At 67.1% G+C, this 21,641-nt stretch carries 18 protein-coding genes and 8 pseudogenes; 13 read left to right on the top strand and 13 right to left on the bottom strand.

The window, feature by feature from the left end; all coding sequences use genetic code 11:
• Positions 1-5 precede the first annotated feature (5 nt).
• The 5 genes and pseudogenes from ACLIN4_RS00905 to ACLIN4_RS00885 all read right to left on the bottom strand — a co-directional run.
• Positions 6-111: pseudogene (locus ACLIN4_RS00905) on the bottom strand (IS5/IS1182 family transposase); the annotation flags it as partial.
• Positions 112-334: 223 nt separating this feature from the next.
• Positions 335-883: a hypothetical protein gene (locus tag ACLIN4_RS00900; RefSeq protein WP_257101453.1), complete on the bottom strand. Its 549-nt coding sequence runs from the start codon at positions 881-883 to the stop codon at positions 335-337.
• 118 nt (positions 884-1,001) lie between these two features.
• Complete coding sequence (locus tag ACLIN4_RS00895) at positions 1,002-1,160, bottom strand: hypothetical protein (protein WP_179342279.1); 159 nt, start codon at positions 1,158-1,160, stop codon at positions 1,002-1,004.
• A 565-nt stretch (positions 1,161-1,725) separates the two neighbouring features.
• Entirely contained in the window at positions 1,726-2,592 is an 867-nt protein-coding gene (locus ACLIN4_RS00890; RefSeq protein WP_107476507.1) for a hypothetical protein, read from the bottom strand.
• A gap of 305 nt (positions 2,593-2,897) precedes the next feature.
• On the bottom strand, positions 2,898-3,140 hold the full coding sequence (locus ACLIN4_RS00885; protein WP_076976080.1) for a DUF6411 family protein: 243 nt from the start codon (positions 3,138-3,140) through the stop codon (positions 2,898-2,900).
• Positions 3,141-3,445: 305 nt separating this feature from the next.
• On the opposite strand from ACLIN4_RS00885, the pseudogene ACLIN4_RS00880 reads away from it, so the two are divergent.
• From ACLIN4_RS00880 to ACLIN4_RS00845, 8 genes and pseudogenes are all read left to right on the top strand, one after another.
• Positions 3,446-4,262, top strand: a pseudogene (locus ACLIN4_RS00880) (IS5 family transposase).
• A 37-nt stretch (positions 4,263-4,299) separates the two neighbouring features.
• A pseudogene (locus ACLIN4_RS00875) lies at positions 4,300-5,152 on the top strand (IS5 family transposase).
• An 82-nt stretch (positions 5,153-5,234) separates the two neighbouring features.
• Positions 5,235-5,531 carry a hypothetical protein gene (locus tag ACLIN4_RS00870; RefSeq protein ID WP_411575375.1) on the top strand — a complete coding sequence of 99 codons (297 nt, stop codon included), beginning with the start codon at positions 5,235-5,237 and terminating at the stop codon, positions 5,529-5,531.
• Positions 5,532-6,078: 547 nt separating this feature from the next.
• Positions 6,079-6,726 carry a GOLPH3/VPS74 family protein gene (locus tag ACLIN4_RS00865; protein ID WP_411575374.1) on the top strand — a complete coding sequence of 216 codons (648 nt, stop codon included), beginning with the start codon at positions 6,079-6,081 and terminating at the stop codon, positions 6,724-6,726.
• Between the two features lie 122 nt (positions 6,727-6,848).
• A complete protein-coding gene (locus ACLIN4_RS00860; protein ID WP_143657496.1) occupies positions 6,849-7,100 on the top strand; it encodes a TrmB family transcriptional regulator in 252 nt (83 codons plus the stop codon).
• A gap of 16 nt (positions 7,101-7,116) precedes the next feature.
• A pseudogene (locus ACLIN4_RS00855) lies at positions 7,117-7,968 on the top strand (IS5 family transposase).
• Positions 7,969-8,097: 129 nt separating this feature from the next.
• A complete protein-coding gene (locus tag ACLIN4_RS00850; protein ID WP_107476508.1) occupies positions 8,098-8,556 on the top strand; it encodes an SMI1/KNR4 family protein in 459 nt (152 codons plus the stop codon).
• A gap of 99 nt (positions 8,557-8,655) precedes the next feature.
• A pseudogene (locus tag ACLIN4_RS00845) lies at positions 8,656-9,381 on the top strand (IS5 family transposase).
• 18 nt (positions 9,382-9,399) lie between these two features.
• Here ACLIN4_RS00845 and ACLIN4_RS00840 read toward each other — a convergent pair.
• The 8 genes and pseudogenes from ACLIN4_RS00840 to ACLIN4_RS00805 form a co-directional block, all read right to left on the bottom strand.
• Positions 9,400-10,216: pseudogene (locus tag ACLIN4_RS00840) on the bottom strand (IS5 family transposase).
• Positions 10,217-10,263: 47 nt separating this feature from the next.
• Positions 10,264-11,081, bottom strand: a protein-coding gene (locus tag ACLIN4_RS00835) for an IS5 family transposase (protein ID WP_411576718.1) whose coding sequence is annotated in 2 segments (ribosomal slippage) — positions 10,264-10,749 and positions 10,752-11,081 — 816 coding nt in all. Because the reading frame shifts where the segments join, the coding sequence is not laid out codon by codon here.
• Positions 11,082-11,574: 493 nt separating this feature from the next.
• The gene (locus tag ACLIN4_RS00830) at positions 11,575-12,162 is read right to left on the bottom strand and encodes a hypothetical protein (protein WP_107480206.1); all 588 of its coding nucleotides are present in this window, start codon (positions 12,160-12,162) and stop codon (positions 11,575-11,577) included.
• Between the two features lie 36 nt (positions 12,163-12,198).
• Complete coding sequence (locus ACLIN4_RS00825; protein ID WP_411575373.1) at positions 12,199-12,792, bottom strand: hypothetical protein; 594 nt, start codon at positions 12,790-12,792, stop codon at positions 12,199-12,201.
• Positions 12,777-15,032, bottom strand: coding sequence for an ATP-binding protein (locus ACLIN4_RS00820; protein WP_411575372.1), 2,256 nt, complete (start codon positions 15,030-15,032; stop codon positions 12,777-12,779). Before ACLIN4_RS00820 ends, ACLIN4_RS00825 begins: the two co-directional genes overlap by 16 nt.
• Positions 15,033-15,335: 303 nt before the next feature.
• On the bottom strand, positions 15,336-15,743 hold the full coding sequence (locus tag ACLIN4_RS00815; protein WP_107480208.1) for a hypothetical protein: 408 nt from the start codon (positions 15,741-15,743) through the stop codon (positions 15,336-15,338).
• A 483-nt stretch (positions 15,744-16,226) separates the two neighbouring features.
• A pseudogene (locus ACLIN4_RS00810) lies at positions 16,227-16,376 on the bottom strand (DUF6233 domain-containing protein); the annotation flags it as partial.
• Between the two features lie 456 nt (positions 16,377-16,832).
• Entirely contained in the window at positions 16,833-17,438 is a 606-nt protein-coding gene (locus ACLIN4_RS00805) for a hypothetical protein (RefSeq protein ID WP_107480207.1), read from the bottom strand.
• A gap of 562 nt (positions 17,439-18,000) precedes the next feature.
• Between ACLIN4_RS00805 and ACLIN4_RS00800 the strand changes: the two genes are divergently transcribed.
• From ACLIN4_RS00800 to ACLIN4_RS00780, 5 genes and pseudogenes are all read left to right on the top strand, one after another.
• Positions 18,001-18,468: a hypothetical protein gene (locus tag ACLIN4_RS00800; RefSeq protein ID WP_107478082.1), complete on the top strand. Its 468-nt coding sequence runs from the start codon at positions 18,001-18,003 to the stop codon at positions 18,466-18,468.
• 129 nt (positions 18,469-18,597) lie between these two features.
• On the top strand, positions 18,598-19,284 hold the full coding sequence (locus tag ACLIN4_RS00795; protein ID WP_257101633.1) for an IS5 family transposase: 687 nt from the start codon (positions 18,598-18,600) through the stop codon (positions 19,282-19,284).
• A 90-nt stretch (positions 19,285-19,374) separates the two neighbouring features.
• Entirely contained in the window at positions 19,375-20,016 is a 642-nt protein-coding gene (locus tag ACLIN4_RS00790; RefSeq protein ID WP_107478081.1) for a hypothetical protein, read from the top strand.
• A 260-nt stretch (positions 20,017-20,276) separates the two neighbouring features.
• Complete coding sequence (locus ACLIN4_RS00785; RefSeq protein WP_107478080.1) at positions 20,277-21,002, top strand: SDR family NAD(P)-dependent oxidoreductase; 726 nt, start codon at positions 20,277-20,279, stop codon at positions 21,000-21,002.
• An 80-nt stretch (positions 21,003-21,082) separates the two neighbouring features.
• Positions 21,083-21,640: pseudogene (locus ACLIN4_RS00780) on the top strand (transposase); the annotation flags it as partial.
• Position 21,641: the final 1 nt, after the last annotated feature.

Raw genomic sequence — 21,641 nt, 5'->3', positions numbered from 1 at the left:
ATGATCCGCCGGACAGAACCTAGGTGGTCCTTGCTGCCCGGCCGTGCGCGGTCGACCGGGCTGGGCCCGCTCTTGGGCCACCCCGCGGGCGGCCCGCACATGCGAGGAGTCGATCACCGCCCGCTCTGACTCCAGCTGGAGCAGGGGGGGCGCGGTACCGGCCCCGCCGCCGGCCACGCGGGCGGGGGGTACCAGGCGTCCGCTGCGCTTTCGCACTGCCGGCGATGGGCAGGGTGGTGCGGTCGCGGATTGTGTCGGGGCGGGCGAGCTGATGGAGGTGGGTGGGCGAGGTTGTTGTCGAAGGCTTCACCGATTCGTCTCGACGTCCCATCGCTCACTGCGTACGGGCTTGTTGGGAACGGTCGAGGGCGTGTTCCTTGAGGAAGGCGCCAGCGTGGGCCGCTGCTTCTTCCGCGGTCGCGTAACACGTCCCCTCGGTGGCCGCGGCGGACGCTCCATCAGCGCCCACGCCTGTCCAGCTCCAGCCACCGGACGGTGCCTGCAGCAGTTCGGCAGTCCCTCCGAAAAGCGCGAGCGTGCTCCTGCCCGCTGTTGCGGGAGCTGTGCGGCTGACGGCGTCGGGCCATTTCTTGCGGGCACCCTGCCGGGTGATGCCCCAGACAGCTCCCATCTGCTCGTAGCTGGCGCCGTAGGAGCCGGCGGTCGCTGCGGCGTGCGCGGTCAACCGCTTGACCTCGGCATCCAGCACCTTCCAGGCGGCCAGGACGGACAGGGTCACTTCGACGGGATCCGCTTCCCACATGCGGTCCGCGGGCAGCCCGCTCCGTCGGGAGCGGATCGCCGAGGCCAGCGGATGCAGCGCGTCGTACAGCGCCTTGCCGAGTTCGTTCTGCTCCTCAGGAGTGATCTCATAAACCGTCATGTGACAACTATAGTTTCCGGATCGACAGTATGAGAACCGAAGTTTACGTTGGTTTCGGCTCGTAGCTCGGCCGCATCGGCGAGAGACGCCCCTTCAGCGCTGAGTCATACGGTGTTGGTCACGAGCGCGGCTTGGTAGAGAGGTCACCGGCGGCGTGCTGGTACGGCCAGATGATGTAGCGGCGGACCGTGCTGCCCTGTTCCTGCTGCTGGGCGGGGTTGACAAGATCAAGGGCGGTGCTTGATTCGGCATCGGGAGGGACGGGATCGCTCCTCACACTCTGTGCTGTTGGAGTGTTTGGGGACGTGCATGGACCGTGCTCTTACGATCTGCGAGGGCTGCATCTACCAACGCCGGGGGCAAAGGTGGGGAAACTGGCCTGCGTCGCGCCAGAGGTCCGGGACCGGCTGGCCGTTCGGTTCGGATCTGAGGTGCTGGCCTGGTGTGACGAGGTGTCGGCTCTCGTCGATGAACTCGCTGCCCGCTGGGAACTGGCGCTTGTCGGGTCGGGCGGGGGAGGCACCTCACCTGCCACCGCTCCGAGTACGCCTGGGCGCGGCGCGCCGTCCTGCCGGGCGAACAGCTCTCGGTCGGGGAGCTGGCAGACGTTCGGAGTGCCAGGACGGACTTCCGGGCCTTGTGATGGCAGCGGTCCCTGAACTGCACCCCTGTAGGCCAGGGAACGCATCATGCATCGATGTTCAAGCCAATCGCATGCACTGCTGGGCTCGTGGTCGCGCTCTGGGCTGCTTGGGTCGGCACCGATCGCCCACGCGTTCAGAGCATCCCTCTCTGTCTGCCCTTCGACCACGAAAAGGCCCGGAGCCGACCGTCCCTGCGCTTCAGCCCTGCTGCTGGCTGCCCTGCAGCGCCTGACCGGTCATGTCGGCCACCTGCCCGGCCGGCGGGGCCTCGGCGTCGACCTCGGTGCCGAAGTCGGAGAACTGCATCACCGTGTTCATCTTGAGCTCCTCCGGGGACGCGCTGTCGTCCGGGTTCGCGGATGCGGGGGCCTTGACGGTCATGTCGATCTGCTGCTGCCGGATCCGGCCCTCGTCGTCGAGCCAGACCTGCATCGGCAGCGTTGGGCCGAGCTGCTTGCTCATGCGGTCGCCGCCGGGCAGTTTGGAGACGTCCACGGAGACCTTGTAGTGCGTGGTGTTGACTCCGTCGATCTTCTCGCTGCCGACGTTCTTGACGTCCTTGTCGGTGATCGCCTTGGCGTAGGCGGCGGTCTGCGCGGGGTCGCCGATCTGCTGGTTGCTCATCCCCTGCTGCGCGGCCACCTTCTTCAGGTCTATCTTGATCCAGGGCTTGCCGCCGGGGGTTTTCTGGCCGGGGGACTTCTGGTAGAGGACCTGGTCGATCCCCCGCTGCTCGATGGTCTTGCCCTGCGCGGTGATGGTCATGACGCTGTCGCCCTCGGCCAGGTCGACGACACCATGGCCGTCGGACGTGATCGTCTTACCCGCCGCTGAGAGCTTCATCTGGATCGTCATCCGTGCCGATTCGGCTTCGGCCGTCTTGTCGTAGGCCGCTCGCACTTCTGTCGTGCTCTGCTCGCGGGCGCCGTCGCTTCCGCTCGTACTCGGCGAGGCGTCGCCTCCCTTCGCCTCGGATTCGCCATCTCCACCGCATCCGGACAGGACGACGCTTCCCATGACCGCGGAAACCACGATCGCACCGGTCTTCGTCCCCTTGACGCGCATGGGCATCCCCATCTCCCCAATGCCTCCTCAATGAGCAACAGTCGGCGTCACATCACGCCTGCACGACGTACCGAATGCCCCGAACAATTCCCAACACACCCAAAAAGGTGCGACGTTGAGGCCAGGTGTCAGGTCTACAGGTGATTCTTCCTGCGTAAAGCGAGAACGATGACAATCACCACGACCGCGCCTATGGCGGCGAGTATGAGTGAAGTGGGCAGGAAGTCACCGCCTTTGTAAGCGGTTGGGCGCATGGCATCGGCCGAGTACATGCTCTCGGGGATCACGGCGGAGTACCGCGCCCGTCAGAACGGCATGTGACCACGGGCCCGCCGGCCGGCCGAACCGCTACGGCCAACAGCCTTGCTACTGCTCCGGAAGGGCTTGCTGAAGGCGCGACCGAGGATGCCAGGAGCCTTCCCTCCGGCTCGGGACCCGAGGCCGAGCGTTCGCTGGGTCCCGCGTTGCGGGTGGTGGGAGAGGCGCGGTACGAGGAACGCGAGAACGGCGAGAACAACGCACACGGCGACGATTCCTACGATCATCATGATGAGACTCCTTAAGCTTGAGACGTGTCTGTCGGTTGCCCTTCATACGGGCCGCCATGCGCCACTGGCTCGGCCTGTCAACACCCGGTACATCGATGCAGGGCGTGACTTCTGCTCGCATATCAGGCTGTCGGCCCCCATGACCCGTAGAACCGAGTTCCGAACCCGGCATCGTCTGCTTCGAGTTGCGGAGGAGACTTGTCGCCCGATGGTGACGCCAGACAGCGACCACCACATGAAGATCACGATCTACAGCTGGAGTATTAAGACCGTGTCCTACGTGGTGAGGCGTCGTTGGTCCGTTCATGGGGCGGGGTACGTGGAGTTGGATTGTTCCGGACGGGTTGTGGGAGATCGCGAAGCCGCTGATCCCGCCGTCGAAGGTGCGGCCGCAGGGCGGCGGGACGCAGGACACGCCTGATGAGACGCTGTTCGCCGCGATCATCTACGTCCTGGTGTCCGGCTGCGCCTGGCGTGCGTTGCCGCCGTGCTTCGGGATATCGAAGTCGACCGCCCATCGGCGGTTCCTCATCTGGTCGAGAGCCGGTGTCTGGGGGCGGCTGCACGAGGCTGTGTTGCACCGACTCGACGACGCCGGCCTCCTCGATGTCACCCGCATCGTCCTCCACACCGCCCACGTGAGGGCGAAAAAGGGGGCGAACACACAGGTCCGAGCCCCGTGGACCGGGGCAAGCCAGGTTCCAAGATGCACCTCCTGTCCGACGCGCACGGACTGCCCCTTCTCGTCGGCGTCTCGGCCGGCAACGCCCACGACAGCGAAGGGCTGAAGCCGATGGTGGAGGGTCACCAAACGAGACACACCCCCCACCGCGGCCGCTACTTCAAACCTCAGCGCCTGCACGCCGACAAAGCATACGACCGGGCTGACCTGCGTAGATGGCTGCGCGGGAAGCGGATCGGCATGCGCATCGCCCGCAAGGGAATCGAGTCCAGCGAGCGATTAGGGCGGCGCCGCTGGGTGATCGAGCACACCATGTCGTGGCTGTCCGGCTACCGCCGCTTGAGCCCTCGCTACGAACGCGATCCCCGAACTACCTGGCCTTTCTCGACCTCGCCGCCGCCCTGTGCTGCTACAAGCGACTCATCCGCCTCACCACGTAGGACACGGTCTAACTGGCTCTAACAAAAGCTGCTGATCATGAGACTGTCGGCCGCTCTGCTCGTATGTCTGGGCATGGGAAACCGTCAGTCGCGGCCGTGGATCGTGTCGGACGAACTGTGGGCGCTGGTCGAGCCGTTGCTGCCGAAGCCGGGTCCGAAGAAGGCCGAGGGCAGACCGCGGGTGCCGGACCGCCAGGCCCTGTGCGGGATCCTGTTCGTCCTGCACACCGGCATCCAGTGGGAGTACCTGCCCCAGGAACTCGGCTTCGGCTCGGGCATGACCTGCTGGCGGCGCCTGGCGGCCTGGAACGAGGCCGGCGTCTGGGACCAGCTCCACCAGCTCCTGCTGAACGAGTTGCGGTCGAAGAACCAGCTGGACTGGGAACGGGCGGTGATCGACTCCTCGCACGTGCGGGCCGCACGCAGGGGCCCAAAAGCGGCCCTGCCCGGTCGACCGCGCACGGCCGGGCAGCAAACACCACCTCATCGTCGACGGCCAGGGCATCCCGCTCGCGGTGTCGCTGACCGGCGGTAATCGCAACGACGTCACCCAACTCGAGCCGCTGCTCGACAAGATTCCCGCCGTCGCGGGCCAAGTCGGCAGACCCCGCCGACGCCCGGATGCACTGCTGGCCGACCGCGGTTACGACCACGACAAGTACCGTCGCCTGCTCTGGCAGCGAGGCGTCCGCCCCGTGATCGCGAAGAGAGGCGAGCCGCACGGCACCGGCCTGGGCATCTTCCGCTACGTCGTCGAGCGGACGATCGCCTGGCTCCACGGCTTCCGCCGCCTACGCATCCGCTGGGAACGACGCGACGACATCCACGAAGCCTTCCTCGGCCTCGCCACCTGCCTGATCACCCACCGCCACGTTCGACGCCTTTGTTAGGACCTCTAAAGAGCTGTCCCGCAAAGATCCGGCGGTGGTCCCAACTTCGATGGTCGCAGCGTCAGGCGGCACGATGACCTCCGTGACTAGCAGTGCGGAGATGCACCCTGACCGGATACCCGGCTACGACGGCGGCCCTTTCACTCACCGCCCCGAGCTCTTGGACGGAAGCCCGTTCTGGCCCGGCCACCTGCACAACTGCGCCCAGAGCGAGGACGCCGAGGAACTGCTTCTTGGCGCGGACGAGGAGGAGGCCGCGGACCTCCAGCGCCAGCTGCTGGAAGGGGACGACTGGCCCGTGTTCACTGTGTCGCTTCCTGGCTGCCACAGCCTGTACGTGGTGTACCGCGCCTTCGAGGAGGAAAGCCGTCTGCATTAGTCCCGGTACGTGCTGCCGTACGAGGAGGTCGTCAGCAGCCGGACCTGGCGATCCGGTCGAGGTCGACGGACCGCTCACCGGACAAGGTTCGCGCTGTCAGATGCGACGACGAGTGCCGGTACGGGGCACGTTCCTCGAACGGTGCTGGGAGGAGGATGAACTCGGCGATCACGGAGAGCAAGCCGACAGCTCTGGCCGGCGCTGTCGGAGCTTGGCGGACGGGAAGCACAGGGCGGACCGGACACGCCCGCGCCCCGACGCTCAGACACGCACACAACGCCTGTGGTGGAGACGGGTTTCTTGGGACCGAAACCCGTCCACCTGGAACTTGACCTGTCTGTTGTTTCACTACCCATCCACCCCGGCAGGCCAAAAAAGCTCACTGTCCGAAAAATACGCAACAAACACCAGCTTATCGGCGAATCCGGCAGGTGCTACTTTCCTCGCCTGATTACCCCGGACCTCGACCCAATCGCTCGAACTTTGCTGGCGCGTAACGGGAACCACAGGTCCCCCTGCACCGTTTCCCTCTTGAGAGGGGGATCCCATGACTGAGGATCTGACGATTGGTGAGCGGATCGTGCTGCTCGCGCTGGACGAAAAGGCCGGCACCCTGCGCGAAGCGCCCCTGCGGGTGTCGTTGGCGGTTTCGGCGGCCGCCCTGCTCGAGTTGAGTTCCTCCGGGGGCCTGACGGAGCGCGACGGCACGCTCGTCGTCACCGGAGCGTCGACATCGGCGGACCCGGCAGCCGCGGCCATGGCGGAGCATGTGCGGGGTCACCCCGAGGAGACTCCCCGGGAGTGGCTGCTGGCCGTACGCGAGCAGGCACTGGAGACGGCGTACCGGGGACTTTCGGAGAAGGGACTGGTGCGGGAACAGGGGCGACGGGTCCTCGGCGCCTTCGGATCGGTGAAGCATCCGGTCACAGGAGTGTCCGAACTCTCAGCGCTACGAGGGCGACTGGCAGCGGTTCTCGCCGAGGGTCAGGATCCCGACGAGCGCACGGCGGCACTGATCACCGTGCTGTATCACGCGGGCCTCCAGGCCGTCATGACCCAGGGCTCCGGCGATGGGGTACCCGAGAGCCGGCTGGCCGAGATCGCCGAGGGGCAGGGTTCGGCCGCGGCACTCGGAGACACGATCCGCACGACGGTCGCCGCCCTCACCGCGGTCATCGCCGCGTCCGCCCTGTAGACGGGCGTCACCCGAGTCGTGGGCGGACCCGTCGACCGAGTCCGCCCACCGACAGGGCTGAACCCGTTCGCTCCTTCGCTGCAGTAATTGACAGTTTCGTGCACTGGTGTTCGAATAGAGTCATGGGGGAAATGACCTTGACTGTATTAGGCATATCCAGTTTCGACGAATCTGTGCATACAGCACTTTTGCAGCGCACAGAATTGGGGGTATCCGGCCTGTGCGTGGTCCTGGACCGTGACGAAGAGGGCATCCGCGCCTCATTGCGAAGACTCGCGGACCAGCGCATGGTCCACCTGGACGAGCACGGGGAGCCGACCGCCTTCAATCCCGACGAGACCGCCGGGCGCCTCTTGCAACGGCTAACACAATGAAGTGGATCGCTCCTGGTTGCCGTGTCCGGGGCAGGAGTTGAGCGTTCAGTCCGGCGTGGGGACGTCGCCGTGGATCGTGTCGGATGAACTGTGGGACCGCCTGGAGCCGCTGCTGCCGCAGCGGGAGCGGCGCTTTCGCTATCCGGGCCGCAAGCCGTTGCCGGCCCGGGAGGTGCTGTGCGGGATCTTGTGCGTGCTGCACACCGGGAACCAGTGGGAGTACCTGCCGCAGGACCTCGGTTTCGGCTCGGGCATGACGTGTTGGCGTCGACTGCGGGACTGAAACGAGGCCGGTGTCTGGCAGCGGCTCCACGAGGTGCTGCTGGCAGAACTCAACGCGGCCTCACGCCTGGGCTGGTCCCGCTGTGTGGTCGACTCCTCCCACGTCAGGGCCCTAAAAGGGGGGCAGCGCACGGGCCCCTCGCCGGTCGACCGAGGCAGGGCCGGCTCGAAACACCATCTGATTACCGACGGGCACGGCACCCCGCTCGCAGTCCTGCTGACGGGCGGCAACCGCAACGACGTCACCCAGCTACTGCCGCTGCTCGACGCGATTCCGCCGGTCCGCGGTCGGGTCGGGCGTCCCCGCCGCAGGCCGGACTCCCACTTCGCCGACCGCGGCTACGACCATGGCGTCTACCGCGACAAGGTCCGCGCCCGCGGCATCGTGCCGGCCATCGCCCGCCGCGGCACCCTGCACGGCACCGGATTGGGCGCCTACCGCTGGGTCGTGGAGAGGAGCTTCGCGTGGCTGCACGGCTTCCGGCGTCTGCGCATCCGCTGGGAACGCAGGGCCGACATCCATGAAGCGTTCCTCAAACTCGCCTGCTGTCTCATCACACATCGACAACTCAGGGCATTGCGCTGATCCTGGGACCGCTGGTCACGCCGTGGATGTCCGTGGCTCATGCCATGATCCGGTTTCATGAGTGACCGATCGCTTTCGCCCGCCTGGCTGGCCTCGTGGACGGACAGAGTCTCGGGGACTCTCACGACCATGACAGGCGAGTTCGAGGATCAGCACGGCTTCCCCTCTGGGACCAACGAGGTCCGGCCGGCTGACGACGATGATCAAGTCGCGGCTCGCAGGCTTGCCCAAGTCGCCCCTGTACCGGCTGACCTGGTCACCTTCTACGACAGCATCGGCGATGTCACCTGGGCGGATGTCGGCAACGGCTATTTCCTTGAGCCAGCCAGTGTCGTCCTGCAACGGCTCCAGAACGACGGCCCCGTCGATGCTGGCACAGACCGAAAGGTCCATGGTCTGGTCATCGGCTCTAACGGCGGTGGCCTGGCCTACGTCGCGGGCCCCGATGGGGCGATCTACCGGACGCGGACCGCGTCGCTGGACGAACCGGAACTCGACAAGGCGGCCGACGACCTACGGCAGTTCCTTGAGCTGCTGGAGCACTCGCTGACACGCTTCATCGCCGACGGTGAAACGGGAACCCTGTAACCACACGCCCCAAGCGCCCATTCTGTTAGGCGCTATTAATGGCTCTAACAGAAGCTGCTGATCACTAGATTGTCGGCCGCTCCGCCCGTATAGCTGGGCATGGGAAACCGTCAGTCGCGGCCGTGGATCGTGTCGGATGAACTGTGGTCGCTTGTCGAGCCGTTGCTGCCGAAGCCGGGCCCGGAGAAGGCCGAGGGCTGGCCCCGAGTGCCGGGCCGGCAGGCCCTGTCCGGGATCCTGTTCGTCCTGCACACCGGCGTCCAGTGGGAGTACCTGCCCTGCTGGAGAAGCTGCGGTCGAAGGACCAGCTGGACTGGGAGCGGGCGGTGATCGACTCCTCGCACGTGCGGGCCGCCCGGCGGGGCCCAAAAGCGGGCCGAGCCCCGTCGACCGCGCACGGCCGGGCAGCAAGCACCACCTCATCGTCGACGGCCGCGGCATCCCGCTCGCGGTATCGCTGACCGGCGGCAACCGCAACGACGTCACCCAACTCGAGCCGCTGCTCGACAAGATCCCTGCCGTCGCCGGCCAGGTCGGCAGACCCCGTCGGCGCCCCGACGCGCTGCTGGCCGACCGCGGTTACGACCACGACAAGTATCGCCGCCTGCTTTGGCAGCGCGGGATCCGCCCCGTGACCGCGAGGCGGGGCGAGCCGCACGGCACCGGCCTGGGCATGTTCCGGTACGTCGTCGAACGAACGATCGCCTGGCTCTGCGGCTTCCGCCGCCTACGCATCCGCTGGGAGAGACGCGACGACACCACCATGCATTTTTCGGACTCGCCGTCTGCCTGATCACCCACTGCCACGTCCAACGCCTTTGTTAGGAACTCTTAGACCGTGTCCTACGTGGTGAGGCGGATGAGTCGCTTGTAGCAGCACAGGGCGGCGGCGAGGTCGAGAAAGGCCAGGTAGTTCGGGGATCGCGTTCGTAGCGAGGGCTCAAGCGGCGGTAGCCGGACAGCCACGACATGGTGTGCTCGATCACCCAGCGGCGCCGCCCTAATCGCTCGCTGGACTCGATTCCCTTGCGGGCGATGCGCATGCCGATCCGCTTCCCGCGCAGCCATCTACGCAGGTCAGCCCGGTCGTATGCTTTGTCGGCGTGCAGGCGCTGAGGTTTGAAGTAGCGGCCGCGGTGGGGGGTGTGTCTCGTTTGGTGACCCTCCACCATCGGCTTCAGCCCTTCGCTGTCGTGGGCGTTGCCGGCCGAGACGCCGACGAGAAGGGGCAGTCCGTGCGCGTCGGACAGGAGGTGCATCTTGGAACCTGGCTTGCCCCGGTCCACGGGGCTCGGACCTGTGTGTTCGCCCCCTTTTTCGCCCTCACGTGGGCGGTGTGGAGGACGATGCGGGTGACATCGAGGAGGCCGGCGTCGTCGAGTCGGTGCAACACAGCCTCGTGCAGCCGCCCCCAGACACCGGCTCTCGACCAGATGAGGAACCGCCGATGGGCGGTCGACTTCGATATCCCGAAGCACGGCGGCAACGCACGCCAGGCGCAGCCGGACACCAGGACGTAGATGATCGCGGCGAACAGCGTCTCATCAGGCGTGTCCTGCGTCCCGCCGCCCTGCGGCCGCACCTTCGACGGCGGGATCAGCGGCTTCGCGATCTCCCACAACCCGTCCGGAACAATCCAACTCCACGTACCCCGCCCCATGAACGGACCAACGACGCCTCACCACGTAGGACACGGTCTAAGAGGTCCTAACAAAGGCGTTGGACGTGGCGGTGGGTGATCAGGCAGGTGGCGAGGCCGAGGAAGGCTTCGTGGATGTCGTCGCGTCGTTCCCAGCGGATGCGCAGGCGGCGGAAGCCGTGGAGCCAGGCGATCGTGCGCTCGACGACGTAGCGGAAGGTGCCCAGGCCGGTGCCGTGCGGCTCGCCCCGTTTCGCGATCACGGGGCGGATGCCTCGCTGCCAGAGCAGGCGGCGGTACTTGTCGTGGTCGTAGCCGCGGTCGGCCAGCAGGGCATCCGGGCGCCGACGGGGTCTGCCGACTTGGCCCGCGACGGCGGGAATCTTGTCGAGCAGCGGCTCGAGTTGGGTGACGTCGTTGCGGTTGCCGCCGGTCAGCGATACCGCGAGCGGGATGCCCTGTCCGTCGACGATGAGGTGGTGTTCGCTGCCCGGCCGTGCGCGGTCGACCGGGCTGGGCCCGCTTTTGGGCCCCTGCGTGCGGCCCGCACGTGCGAGGAGTCGATCACCGCCCGTTCCCAGTCCAGCTGGTTCTTCGACCGCAACTCGTTCAGCAGCAGCTGGTGGAGCTGGTCCCAGACGCCGGCCTCGTTCCAGGCCGCCAGGCGCCGCCAGCAGGTCATGCCCGAGCCGAAGCCGAGTTCCTGGGGCAGGTACTCCCACTGGATGCCGGTGTGCAGGACGAACAGGATCCCGCACAGGGCCTGCCGGTCCGGCACCCGCGGTCTGCCCTCGGCCTTCTTCGGACCCGGCTTCGGCAGCAACGACTCGACAAGCGACCACAGTTCGTCCGACACGATCCACGGCCGCGACTGACGGTTTCCCATGCCCAGACATACGAGCAGAGCGGCCGACAGTCTCATGATCAGCAGCTTTTGTTAGAGCCAGTAAGCGGATACAGTCGCCGCACCGGCCGCTGTAACCCTCGCTGGCTGCTCCGCAGCGGGTGCAAGCACCGTCTCTTCTGAGCCATTTCGTTTGGATTACCGGGCGGACCAGAGGAAGATGCCCGCGATGTGGAGTCCGGCGGCTCGGGTGACATCGGGGTGGGGTGGCCGTAGAAGCAGTAGGCGAATGCCGCCACATCACGTTGTGCCCCGTTCGGGCTTCCGGTCAGGGCGCAGTCGTCAGCTCCGACGGCCCTCAAGGCGGGGCCCGAAGGGCGATTACGGGCCGTTGTGCTCTGGTTCAGCTTCGCCACCTCGGTCCATCCTTCGAACAGCGGCAAATCTGTCACGGTGGGATCAACCGCACTAGGTTGTCGGGAGGGACCAGGCATCGTCGCCCCGCAGCACCGTGAACGGCAGCGCGGTGCTGCCGTTACGCCTTGCCCCCGCCTTCCGACTTCTCGGTGTCCGGCGTCGCGCCGCCGCTGTCGCCGCCCCCTGCGTCCCGGATGCCGAAGTCGCCGGATCTGCCGGCGCCGCCTTCCGTGCCGGCCTCGGATGTGGCGGCGTCGTTCGAATCGTCGGAGCCGTCGTTCTGCGAGAAGTCGTCGTCCTCCCCGAATGTTCCTTCGCTCTTGATGTCCTCTGTCTTGTCGCTGCCGGGGACGGTGTCCCCATTTTGGTCGACAGTGGTGGTGTGTCTGGTCCCGTTTCCGTTCTCGTCGACGGTCGTCGTCGTCACGGTGGTTTCGCCCGTCTGGTAGTCCGTGTGGACCTCGGTCCTGCTGGAACCCCCACCCTGGTCCGAGCTGTTCTCATGGGAGGAACCACGTGACTCCGACACGTCCGCCCCACTGGCGTCGGTGGTCTTCTCCTCCCACGTCCTGTCTTCCGACCCGTCGGCGTGCTCGATCGTGGTCTCGGTTCTCTCCGTCGTGTGCCCCGTCTGCGTGTCGTACGTCGTCTCCGTGTGGCTGGTTGTCGTGTCCCCGCCGGGCTTGTCACCTTTCGATGAGCCCATGCCGCCTTCCTTCCGTGTCGAATTCCGTCGGGACTCCTACTGTTCTTCCTGGTCCTGCTGATCCCAGCCCGCGGCGCCGAAGAGCCGCTCCATAAGGCTGCGCTCGGTGGCGGGGTGCGCCCATTCCTCGGCCGCCAGCATGTGCTGGGCGAAGCAAAGCGCGGTGCGGCAGGCGACGTCTCTCACCCGGGCGGCCACGGCGGGGTCCTCCTGGCCGTCCGAGGGGAACTCGGTGAGCTGATAGGCGGCGTCCTGGCAGACCTCCCACACCGCGGGGCGGACGCCGCTGCCGCTGGCCCGGTCGGCGTCCCTGGCCTTGGCCCAGGCTTTGCCGAACCCGCCGGCTTCCACCAGCTCGGCGACGGGGCCGGCGCAGAGGCACGGCGCGGAACTGTCCCGCCAGATGCGGGCGCAACACAAGGAGGAGCCAGGAGTGCCGCCTTGCACTGCGACCAGCAATCGACGCAGTGACCTGACGTCGTCGGTCGCGTCGCGGCCGTCCGCATGACCCGTCAGTGCCGTGTCGATCGCGGCGGCGACGGCGTCGCTCTGTGCGTACGTCCAGCCCTCGCGGGCGCCGCGTGACTCGGCCAGCCGTCGGGCGCCGTGCCGGATCAGGCAGCCCACCACGGCTGGCCGTCCACCCAGGCCGGTCGTTTGCGTGCTGCCACGGCCAGCAGGTCCGGCCAGCACCGGTGCAGACCGCCAGGCGTCTGCACGGCCGAGAAGACGACCCGGGAGAACGTGCGCATGACCCCCGGATCCTGGACGAGGGAACGGGCCGCACCGGAAGCCGGGGGAGTGGCCAGACACCTGCGGTCGCAGTCCGCCGTCGGCAGTCCGTTGCCCGCAGCCGAGCCCCGGAGCGTCATGTGATCCCGGACGACGCCGTCCGCCGGCCAGGTGCCGGATCCGCCCTTCACCGGCGGCACCTGGAGAAGCAACGGCGCGTCCTCACCGTCCGTGAACACGGCCGCCCTGCCCACCGGCAGCGTGGCGAGGGCGGTTTCCTGTTCGGGCGTCATCGCCATGGTCGCGCCGAGGACTTCGCGGTCGTCGCCGGCGACGATTCTGTGGGCTACCTTGAGGTTGGTGTTCTTCAGAACGTCCGGCGAGATCTTGGTCGGTATCTGGTCGACGACCACGACGCCTTGGCCGTACGCCCGGATCTCGGACAGCAGGTTGGTGAAGGTCTCCACGGCCTTGCCGCGGACATCGGCCTCGCCCTCCTGACCGCGGCGCCCTGCCGTGTTGGCGAGCAGGCGATGGGCTTCCTCGATCACCAGCAGGTGGCGCAGTCCGTCGACATCGCCCTGGACACGACGGTGTTCGGCAAGCCGGATCATCAACAGGCCGATCATGAACGCCTTGTCGTCGTCATCCCCCATGCCTTCGAGCTCGAGCACAGTCGGGCGGTCCAGTATCTGCTCGATCGGCAGGGGCCGCCGGATGTCCAGCATCCGGCCCTTCCCGCCCGTGCGCAAACTGTTGACCCGTGTGCGCAGGGCCGCCCGGATGTTGCCGGTGACCTCGGCCTCGTAACCGAGTTGCGGGACCACTTCCTCGATCTTGTGCACGAGATCCGTGAGTGTCGGAAAGGCGGCCGAGCGGTCGGAGGCGTCGTCGAGGCGCCTGTTGCTGCCGTCGGTCACGTCCCAGCCACGGTCGGTGTAAACGTCGTGCAGACAGATCTCCAGCACCTGCGGCAGCGGCGTCCACATCCCGAAACTCGCGTGGAACACGGAACGCAGCAGATCGAGGTGGACACCGACCTCCGTACCCTCCGGGACCTCGAAGGGATTCATCCGGAAGGGGGCGACCTTCTCCCGCCCAAGGGTGAAGACCTGCAGCTTTCCGGCGAGTTCCTCGTGGTGCATGAGGACCCGGTACTCCGTCTTCGCCGGTTCGACGACCAGGAAAGGGACATCGACGCGGGTGAGCCGGCTCAGCAGCTCGAACACCGTGTTGGTCTTGCCCGAACCGGTGACGCCGGTGACGAACGCATGGCGCGTCAGCTTGTCGCGCGAGACGCCGTACGGCGCCGTCGTCACCCGCTGCCGTTCCACGACCGTGCCCAGGGCGAGCGTGCCGCTGCCCGCCGGTCGCGCCACCACATCGAACTCCGGCACCTGTGTGATGCAGAATCCGGCGGTCTCCGTGTTGGGCAGGTGTATGTACGTAGCCAGTTGGGACGAGGTCAGAAGGGTCTGGTGCTGGAACGGGTGCCGGTAGCGCCCGGGAGCGTGGTGCTCGTCCACCGGGTCGGGCATCGCCCAGGACGAGGCCAGCGCCGTTACGTCGTCCCGGTCCCAGACCTGGACCGGTTCGGGCAGGGAATCCCGGCCCGAGAAGACGCCGCGCCAGAGACTCGCCAACGGCCGATAGCTTCCGGCGTCGCCGAGAAGGTACACGGCGGTACGCCAGGCTCCGGTCGCCTGGCCCTCGGTGAGGGCATCGAGTTGGCGCTCGAGCAGACTGACGTAGGTGTCGGAGAGCGGGCTCGGACTGCCGTCGAGTTCGGTCAAGGTCTGCACGGAGCGCTGCTCGTTGATCAGCTGCAGGCGCAGATTCCGCACCAGCGACGCGCCGATCGGCTGGGCGAGAACGAGTACGGCCCAGTGCGAGCCCACGAACGACCGGATCACGCGGTCCAGCGGAAGAACACCGTCGAAGGCGTCGGGCGGTTTGAAGGTCGGCACGCCGACGGCCAGCCCGCCACGCTCCCACTGATGACCGGGCACCGCGGCCTCCGTGGTGACGTCGACCGTCGAGTACAGCGCCCTCAAGGCCACCTCGACCAACTGCCCGTTCTCCCTCACGGATGCCGGTGAACCGCCCGCGGGCAGCCAGGTGCCCAGATGGATTTCCACCCGCCCCGGGTCCCCGGTGACCAGGAATCCGACCGGCACTTTGTACTGATGGAGGCCGACAAGGAGATCCCGGGTCAGCGGGCCTTGGGTCTGAGACCAGTTGGCGCTCCGGGCACGCTCCAGATGCTCCGCCTTCTCGCCCCGCCGCCCGATTCCGTTCACTCTCAGAAGTGTGCGGAGGTCGCCCGGGGAACGGGTCAGGGGCGTCAGCGGGTCGGTGGGTGACGGCTGGAAACCCGTTCGCTGCAGGTAGTCGACGTCCTCGGGCGTTAGACGGTCGGTCGCCACGGCGTCTCACCCACCTCAGGGAGGCCAGTCGTCCGGCGGACCCGCGGGGCCCGAGGTGAACACACCCAGCCACCCCATGAGGACGACCGCCGCGACGACACAGATGAAGGCGACGACGAGGACGAGCAGCCACTTCGGCGTCCGGGCCACCCGGACGTCAGCCCCTGTCGTCACGTTGTGCAGGTGCTTCGCATGCAGTGTTCCGGCGCGCATACGGCCGTTCACGCGTACCCAGTCACCGTCGTGGATCGACCCCTCGAAGCCGATGCCCCGCATCTCGACCGGTACGAGCATCACACGCTTCCCGGAATCGTCGTAGCGCTCCAGCCGGAACGTCCACACGGACGGGGCCATCTCGTTGCGCTGCTCGATCCTCATCTGTACGCCCCGCACCATGCCCTCGACGGCCTGGCCGTGTCCCATCGCGGGGACCGGGCCGGGGGCGTCAGGACTGGCCGCCTGCCGCGGTGCCCGGGGCGGCTCACGTTGCGGTGGCCCGGCAGGCGGCCGAGGCTTCGGGGCCCACTCGCCTCCGAGGGCGTCGCCGTCCGGCGGTGTCGGCGGCGGGGCGGCAGCAGACCCACGGGCCTCAGGGCCGCTTTCCGGTCCCAACCCCCGCATCGTGTGACCGCACTGGGTGCACACACGGGTACCGACGGCGACCTGGCCTCCGCAGTTCTCACACATCCATGTACTGCTCATACGGACCTCTCGCAGTGTCCGAGCCGCCCATCCGCCCCTTCCAGCACACACCCACCACGCCTGTCCGGCAAACGGACGCACAGCACGGGGCGCGGCGAGCACGACCTCCTGTAGCACCCCGAGCACGGGGACGTTCGACTGGTTGCACGTGCGCCGCCCACCCGCCCTCGAGGACCTCATCGCCGCGCACGACATCGGCCCCCGCTAGTCGAGCACGAGCAGCGCGCTGTCCGGCCGGCAGCCCGGGTACGCCTTCACGCCGCCCGCGAGGGCACGGCGTGCCTGCTCCTGATCGATGCTCTCGCTGCGCTTGCCCGCGTTCCAGCAGTCCCCGGCGTTGACGTAGACGGGCGGCCTGCCCTGCGTTGAGGCCCTGTTTCAGGAGCCGGTCGGGCGGGGCGGGCCTCTCCACGATGCCGCGTCGGTGTTCGGCCTCGCGCTGTTCTTCCTCGGTGATCCACCAGCGGGTGCGTTCCAGGTCGCGCAGCCGTGCCCGCTCCAGGAAGCGGAGCAGCGTGAGCCGCGTAGGACCTGAATCGTTCACGCTGCTGCTCACGCAGCAATCCTGGGGTGGGTGCAAGGAGAGACGTCATGGAGCCCGCCGACCTGCTCGGCCGCTACCACGCCGCGGGCCGCTTGCGCTACACCGGCCGCACCGCGACGACCGCACTCGCGGACGCAGTGACACCGGCAGGCGCGAGCACCGTGGACGGGGCGTACGTTCACCGCCGGGTGCGGCAACCGCGATGTCCTGGACGTCACGCTCGCCCACCCGCAGCTGGTGGCTGAACAGCCCGATGTCCGGGCCGGTCAGTCCCGGCTGGAGAGAGCAGTACGAAGTTCCACCCGGAGCCGGATCGACGTGTCGATGGGCAGGCCCGTGCTGGAGTAGCGGAGGTCCTTCGAGTAGTTCGCGATGAGGTCGAGATCCCGCAATTGGCGCTGAAGCTCAGCCAGAAGTGCCTCATCGGGTTCGGGCAGGTCCTCGTCCTGCTCGGCGAGATTCTCCAGGTGCTGGTCGATCGCGTCCACAGCCCGTTGGCTGGCCCAGACCGCAAAGTCGTTACAACCGAACAGATATGCATGCGCGGCATACAGCGTTGCCGCCGCGGCATGCTCGTCCGCATCATCGGGGCCGTCTTGGCCGTCGTTGTGGCAGTAGTCGCTGAGCATGTATTCGGCGACACCACGTTTCACCGCCGTGAAGGCCGTGGTGTCTCCGAGTACGCCTTCCCACAGGGAGTTCAGCAGGGGCCGCAGGCCCATCGTGAACGGCGCCTGTTCCTCTGCGGGCAGAGCTTCGTGCCAGCTCATGAGCCGTTCTGCGATGCCGACAGCGAACACCTTGCGTTCACCGGGTGACGCGGCTGTCAGGCGCTTCTCCACCGACGCCGAGACTTCCTGCCACGTGTCCACCCGAGCCGCCCCTGGGTTACGAGACCGGCGTCCTCACACCGGTGACGCGATCATCGCACCCACCAGTGACAAGACTAAGGGCCGGTCGGGCCCACGGGCAGGACTGGGCCCTTCCACCGGCCTGGCCTGCGACGGCGGGGATCTTGTCCCGGATCGCCTTCCGGCCGCGGCACCGTCGTGTCGAGCCGGCGGGCGCAGCCGCGCACCGTCTCGTCCTTCTCCCCGGTGTGGTAGTGCCGGGTTTCGTCCCAACTGCCCAACAACGACAGCCAGTTGTCGGGCGCAGGAATGACCGTCGACACGCCTTCGTGCTCCCTTCGCGAGGTCCCGGCTCCGCGGCCCTTGGACCACACGGGCGTGCGTCGCCCCCAAGGACTGCCGCCACACCCGGCCCGCAGAACCACGTGGTCGCCCAGGCGCACCGGACGGGCTGGCGCTTCCCCGGCGGACTCACCGCCGACGGGCCCGTATCCGGGGCTGCCGCCTAAGACGTCATCTCATTTGGTGAGTCTGTGCGATGGTTTATCGGCCAACAGGAAGCCTGGAGCGGGGGCTCAGACCGATGGAGTACGTCAAACTCGATGCGCAGGTCGGCGAGTTGTCAGGGGTCTTGGACCCGTCTCGCTACCTGGAGCGTCTGTCTTCAATCTCGGGTGACCTGCCGTCTGGTGCGCGGTCCTTCGCCACGCACACGGGGCACTACGACTTCCACAGCAGGCGATGTGTGAAGGATCTGACGCTTCGCGGTGTGCGTGGTCTCGGCGGTAAGGAGATAGAGGTCGATTTCCAGCACAACTGCTGGAAGCATGACCGCGACCTGGCCATCCGCTATGTCGGCGTGTCCAGCTTCGTCATCGATCCCGCTGGCGAGGACCGAGGGACCGATCTTGGGGCTGTGGTGCTCGATGAGATCCTGCCGCACCCAGACGGCTGCAGCCACGAAATCGCCTTCCGGGACGGCACCCTCACCGTTGTCAGCCGTGACCTCCAGGCGGCCTGGACTGAGGCCGACTGCTCAAGCGAGTCATAGGCGGACAGAGCGTGGGGATTGTGGAGCGGCTGGTGCCGGATGAGTTGTGGGAACTGTTCCAGCGAGTGGTCCCTGAAGCTCCGTCGCGGGCCTCAAGGTGGCGGCCGGCGGCGGCACGGTGATCGGGAGGTGCTGGCGGCGATCGTGTTCGTGGCCACGTCGGGTTGCACGTGGCAGCAGTTGCCGTCCGCGTCCTTCGGCCCGTCAGGAGGGACCGCTCACCGGCGCTTTGCCGAGTGGACGAAGGCCAGGGTGTGGGCCAAGCTTCATCGCCTGGTCCTCGACGAGCTCGGCGCCCGCGGCGAGCTCGACTGGTCCCGCTGCGCGATCGACTCGGTGAACATGCGGGCCCTGAAAATGGGGTGCCTGACTGGTCCGAATTCTGTAGACCGGGGCAAGTACGGCTCGAAGGTCCACTTGATTACGGAGCGGACTGGTCTGCCCCTGTCTGCCGGAATTTCGGGAGCGAACCTGCACGACAGCCAGGCGCTAACCCCGCTGGAAGGGCATACCACCGATCCGCTCTCGGCGCGGACGCCGTCGGCGCAGACCGGGAAAGCTCCACGCCGACAAGGGGTACGACTACGACCACCTGCCGCATTGGTTACGCGGCCGCGGCATCAGGCACCGCATCGCCCGCAAGGGCATCGAGTCTCGACCCGTCTGGGCCGCCACCGCTGGACCATAGAGCGCACGATGGCCTGGCTCGCCGGATGCCGTCGCCTGCACCGCCGCTACGAGCGCAAAGCCGAGAACTTCCTGGCCTTCACCAGCATCGCCTGCACCCTCATCTGCTACCGCAGACTCACCAAATGAGATGACGTCTAAGGGTGTGCCGTAACTGGACGGCGCCCCATTGCCGATCCCGGATCGGGTCGTGTCAGTGGCAGGTGACAAGATCGAGGGGTGCTGATCAAGGGATACGATGTCGGCCCGTTGGTGCCGGGTGAGTCGCTGCTGGACCGCCCGGGCTTCTGGTCGAACTACCTTCTGGCGATGTGCAGCGGCGGGGGATGCGCCGAGCGCGCGGTTCCGGAGTGGTTCGGTGAGGACGGCGCCGATGTCGATTCCCTGTCCGAGGTCCTCTTCGATCCTGAGCACTGGCCGGTATTCAGGGTGCCGACAGATGACGGCCCTGGAGCGGTGGTGATTTACCGCAATCTGGATGACGACTACGGCACTGACTACCTCATCACCCCTCCAGGCGGAGGTCACGCCGAGCAAATCGCCAGCTGGGACGGAGACTTCTCGGGCGCTGGGCTCACTTGGCCCGAAGTGACCCGGATCGCTGACAATCCGTCGCTCGCGAACGAAGGCGTCCAGGACACAGCCACCCGACTCCTGCTGTTGCTGCCCCTCCTCACCGACCCGGATGTGCAGGAAACAGCATCAGCAAGGCTTATCGCCGCCCTGACCGCAACTGGCACACCGCAAGACACCGCCGCCATCGCCACGGAACACCTCCTGGCCCACCTCGCGAGGAGATCCCACCACGACCCCTCGTGGACGTCTCCGCTGAGCGGCAGGGGCCCCGGTGCCGGGCGTTAGCAAGCCAGGGCGCGGCCAGGGCGGGGGACGGTGCCGACAGGGCCGGTGTCAGGGATGGCTACGGCCTGAGCGTGGAGTGCGTCGCATGCAACACGAGCCGGTAGTGACTGGCTTCTTGGGAATGAAGAGCGCCGTGGCACGGTTGATCAGCAGTAGCTCGATCATGAGGTCGAGTATCGGCTGGTCAGTGAGACGGGCCCGGGTCCGCCACGGCGTTAGTCGGCACCAGGACATGCAGATCTGCTGTTGGAGGACGAGCTGTGTCAACCATTGCGATCGTGGGAGCGGGGCCGCAACTCGGGTTTGCCATCGGTGCGAAGTTCGCCGAGAAGGGTGGTTTCAACGTCGCGCTCGTGGCACGACGTGAAGCGCAACTCGAGGCCATGGCCGACAGGTTGCGAAGCGCAGGCGTGTCGGCTGCAGCCTTCGCGGCCGATGTCACCGACCGCCCGAGCCTTGAGAAGGCGCTGGCGGGCGCAGAGGAGTACTTCGGATCCGTTGACGTCCTGGAGTACTCACCTGCTCCTACGCTCTCGGACCTGGCGGACCGTCCGCTGGTCTCCGCGGCTGACCTCACGGTCGATGCGGTTCTGCCCGCGCTCGAGACCAACTTCTTCGGCGCGATCACCGCTGTTCGCCAGGTACTGCCCGGCATGATCGGCCGCGGCGCAGGCACCATCATCGGCACGAGCGGTGCCGGATCGGGCCCCATGGTCGTCCCGCAGGTGGCCAACGCGAACGCCGCGAACGCCGCCATGCGCAACTGGCTCCTCGCGCTGAACGAGTCACTCACCGACCGAGGAGTGCACGTTGCGCACGTCGCCCTGGGCGCGCAGATCGGGAGTGGCCGGCCGAACTCGGAGCCGGACGTGATCGCCGACCTCTACTGGAAGGCACACGTGGAGCGCGACGTCCCCGAGATCTTCCACTACGACCTGCCCGAAGAGTTCGAGTTCCAGCTCGCCGACAAGTTCAGGTCCGACTGAGAAGCCATCTCATTTGGCGGGTTCGGTACTCTGCGGTTGTGGGGAGTGCGGAGCGCCTTGTGCCGGACGAGTCGTGGTAGTTGTTCCGACGTGTGGTGCCCGTGGCGCCGACGCGACCACAAGGTGGTGGCCAGGATCGGCATGGCGATCGTGAGGCACTGACGGCGATCGTGTTTGTCGCGACGTCGGGCTGTACGTGGCGTCAGCTACCGGCCGCGTCGTTCGGCCCGTCCGGCGCGACGGCCCACCGCCGATTCTCCGAGTGGTCCAAGGCCCGGGTGTGGGCCAAGCTGCGCCGCCTGGTCCTCGATTAGCTCGGCTCCGGTGGTGAGCTGGACTGGTCGCGGTGCGCGATCGACTCAGTGAACATGCGGGCTCTGAAAAGGGGGAGTTGACGGGTCCGAATCCGGTGGACCGGGGCAAGTTCGGATCGAAGGTCCACTTGCTCACTGAACGGACCGGTCTGCCCCTGGCCATCGGTACTTCCGGGCCAACCGGTACGTCGAACGCAGCATGTCCTGGCTGGCCGGCTGCCGACGGCAACACCGCCGCTATGAACGCAAGGCCGAGCACTTTCTTTTTTTCTTGCCTTCACAAGCATCGCCTGCACCCTGATGAGTTATAGAGACTCACCACATG

The sequence above is a fragment of the Streptomyces mutabilis genome (genome assembly GCF_046628145.1).
GTDB lineage: Bacteria > Actinomycetota > Actinomycetes > Streptomycetales > Streptomycetaceae > Streptomyces > Streptomyces mutabilis.
Note: the sequence above shows the minus strand (reverse complement) of the source record. Positions and strands in the feature narration are given on the sequence as shown.

Coding starts and splice junctions, on each gene's coding strand:
- ACLIN4_RS00900 (WP_257101453.1), bottom strand. CDS start 883: ATGACGGTTTATGAGATCACTCCTGAGGAGCAGAACGAACTCGGCAAG.
- ACLIN4_RS00890 (WP_107476507.1), bottom strand. CDS start 2,592: ATGCGCGTCAAGGGGACGAAGACCGGTGCGATCGTGGTTTCCGCGGTC.
- ACLIN4_RS00885 (WP_076976080.1), bottom strand. CDS start 3,140: ATGATGATCGTAGGAATCGTCGCCGTGTGCGTTGTTCTCGCCGTTCTC.
- ACLIN4_RS00865 (WP_411575374.1), top strand. CDS start 6,079: ATGACTGAGGATCTGACGATTGGTGAGCGGATCGTGCTGCTCGCGCTG.
- ACLIN4_RS00860 (WP_143657496.1), top strand. CDS start 6,849: ATGGGGGAAATGACCTTGACTGTATTAGGCATATCCAGTTTCGACGAA.
- ACLIN4_RS00850 (WP_107476508.1), top strand. CDS start 8,098: ATGACAGGCGAGTTCGAGGATCAGCACGGCTTCCCCTCTGGGACCAAC.
- ACLIN4_RS00830 (WP_107480206.1), bottom strand. CDS start 12,162: ATGGGCTCATCGAAAGGTGACAAGCCCGGCGGGGACACGACAACCAGC.
- ACLIN4_RS00815 (WP_107480208.1), bottom strand. CDS start 15,743: ATGGGACACGGCCAGGCCGTCGAGGGCATGGTGCGGGGCGTACAGATG.
- ACLIN4_RS00800 (WP_107478082.1), top strand. CDS start 18,001: ATGGAGTACGTCAAACTCGATGCGCAGGTCGGCGAGTTGTCAGGGGTC.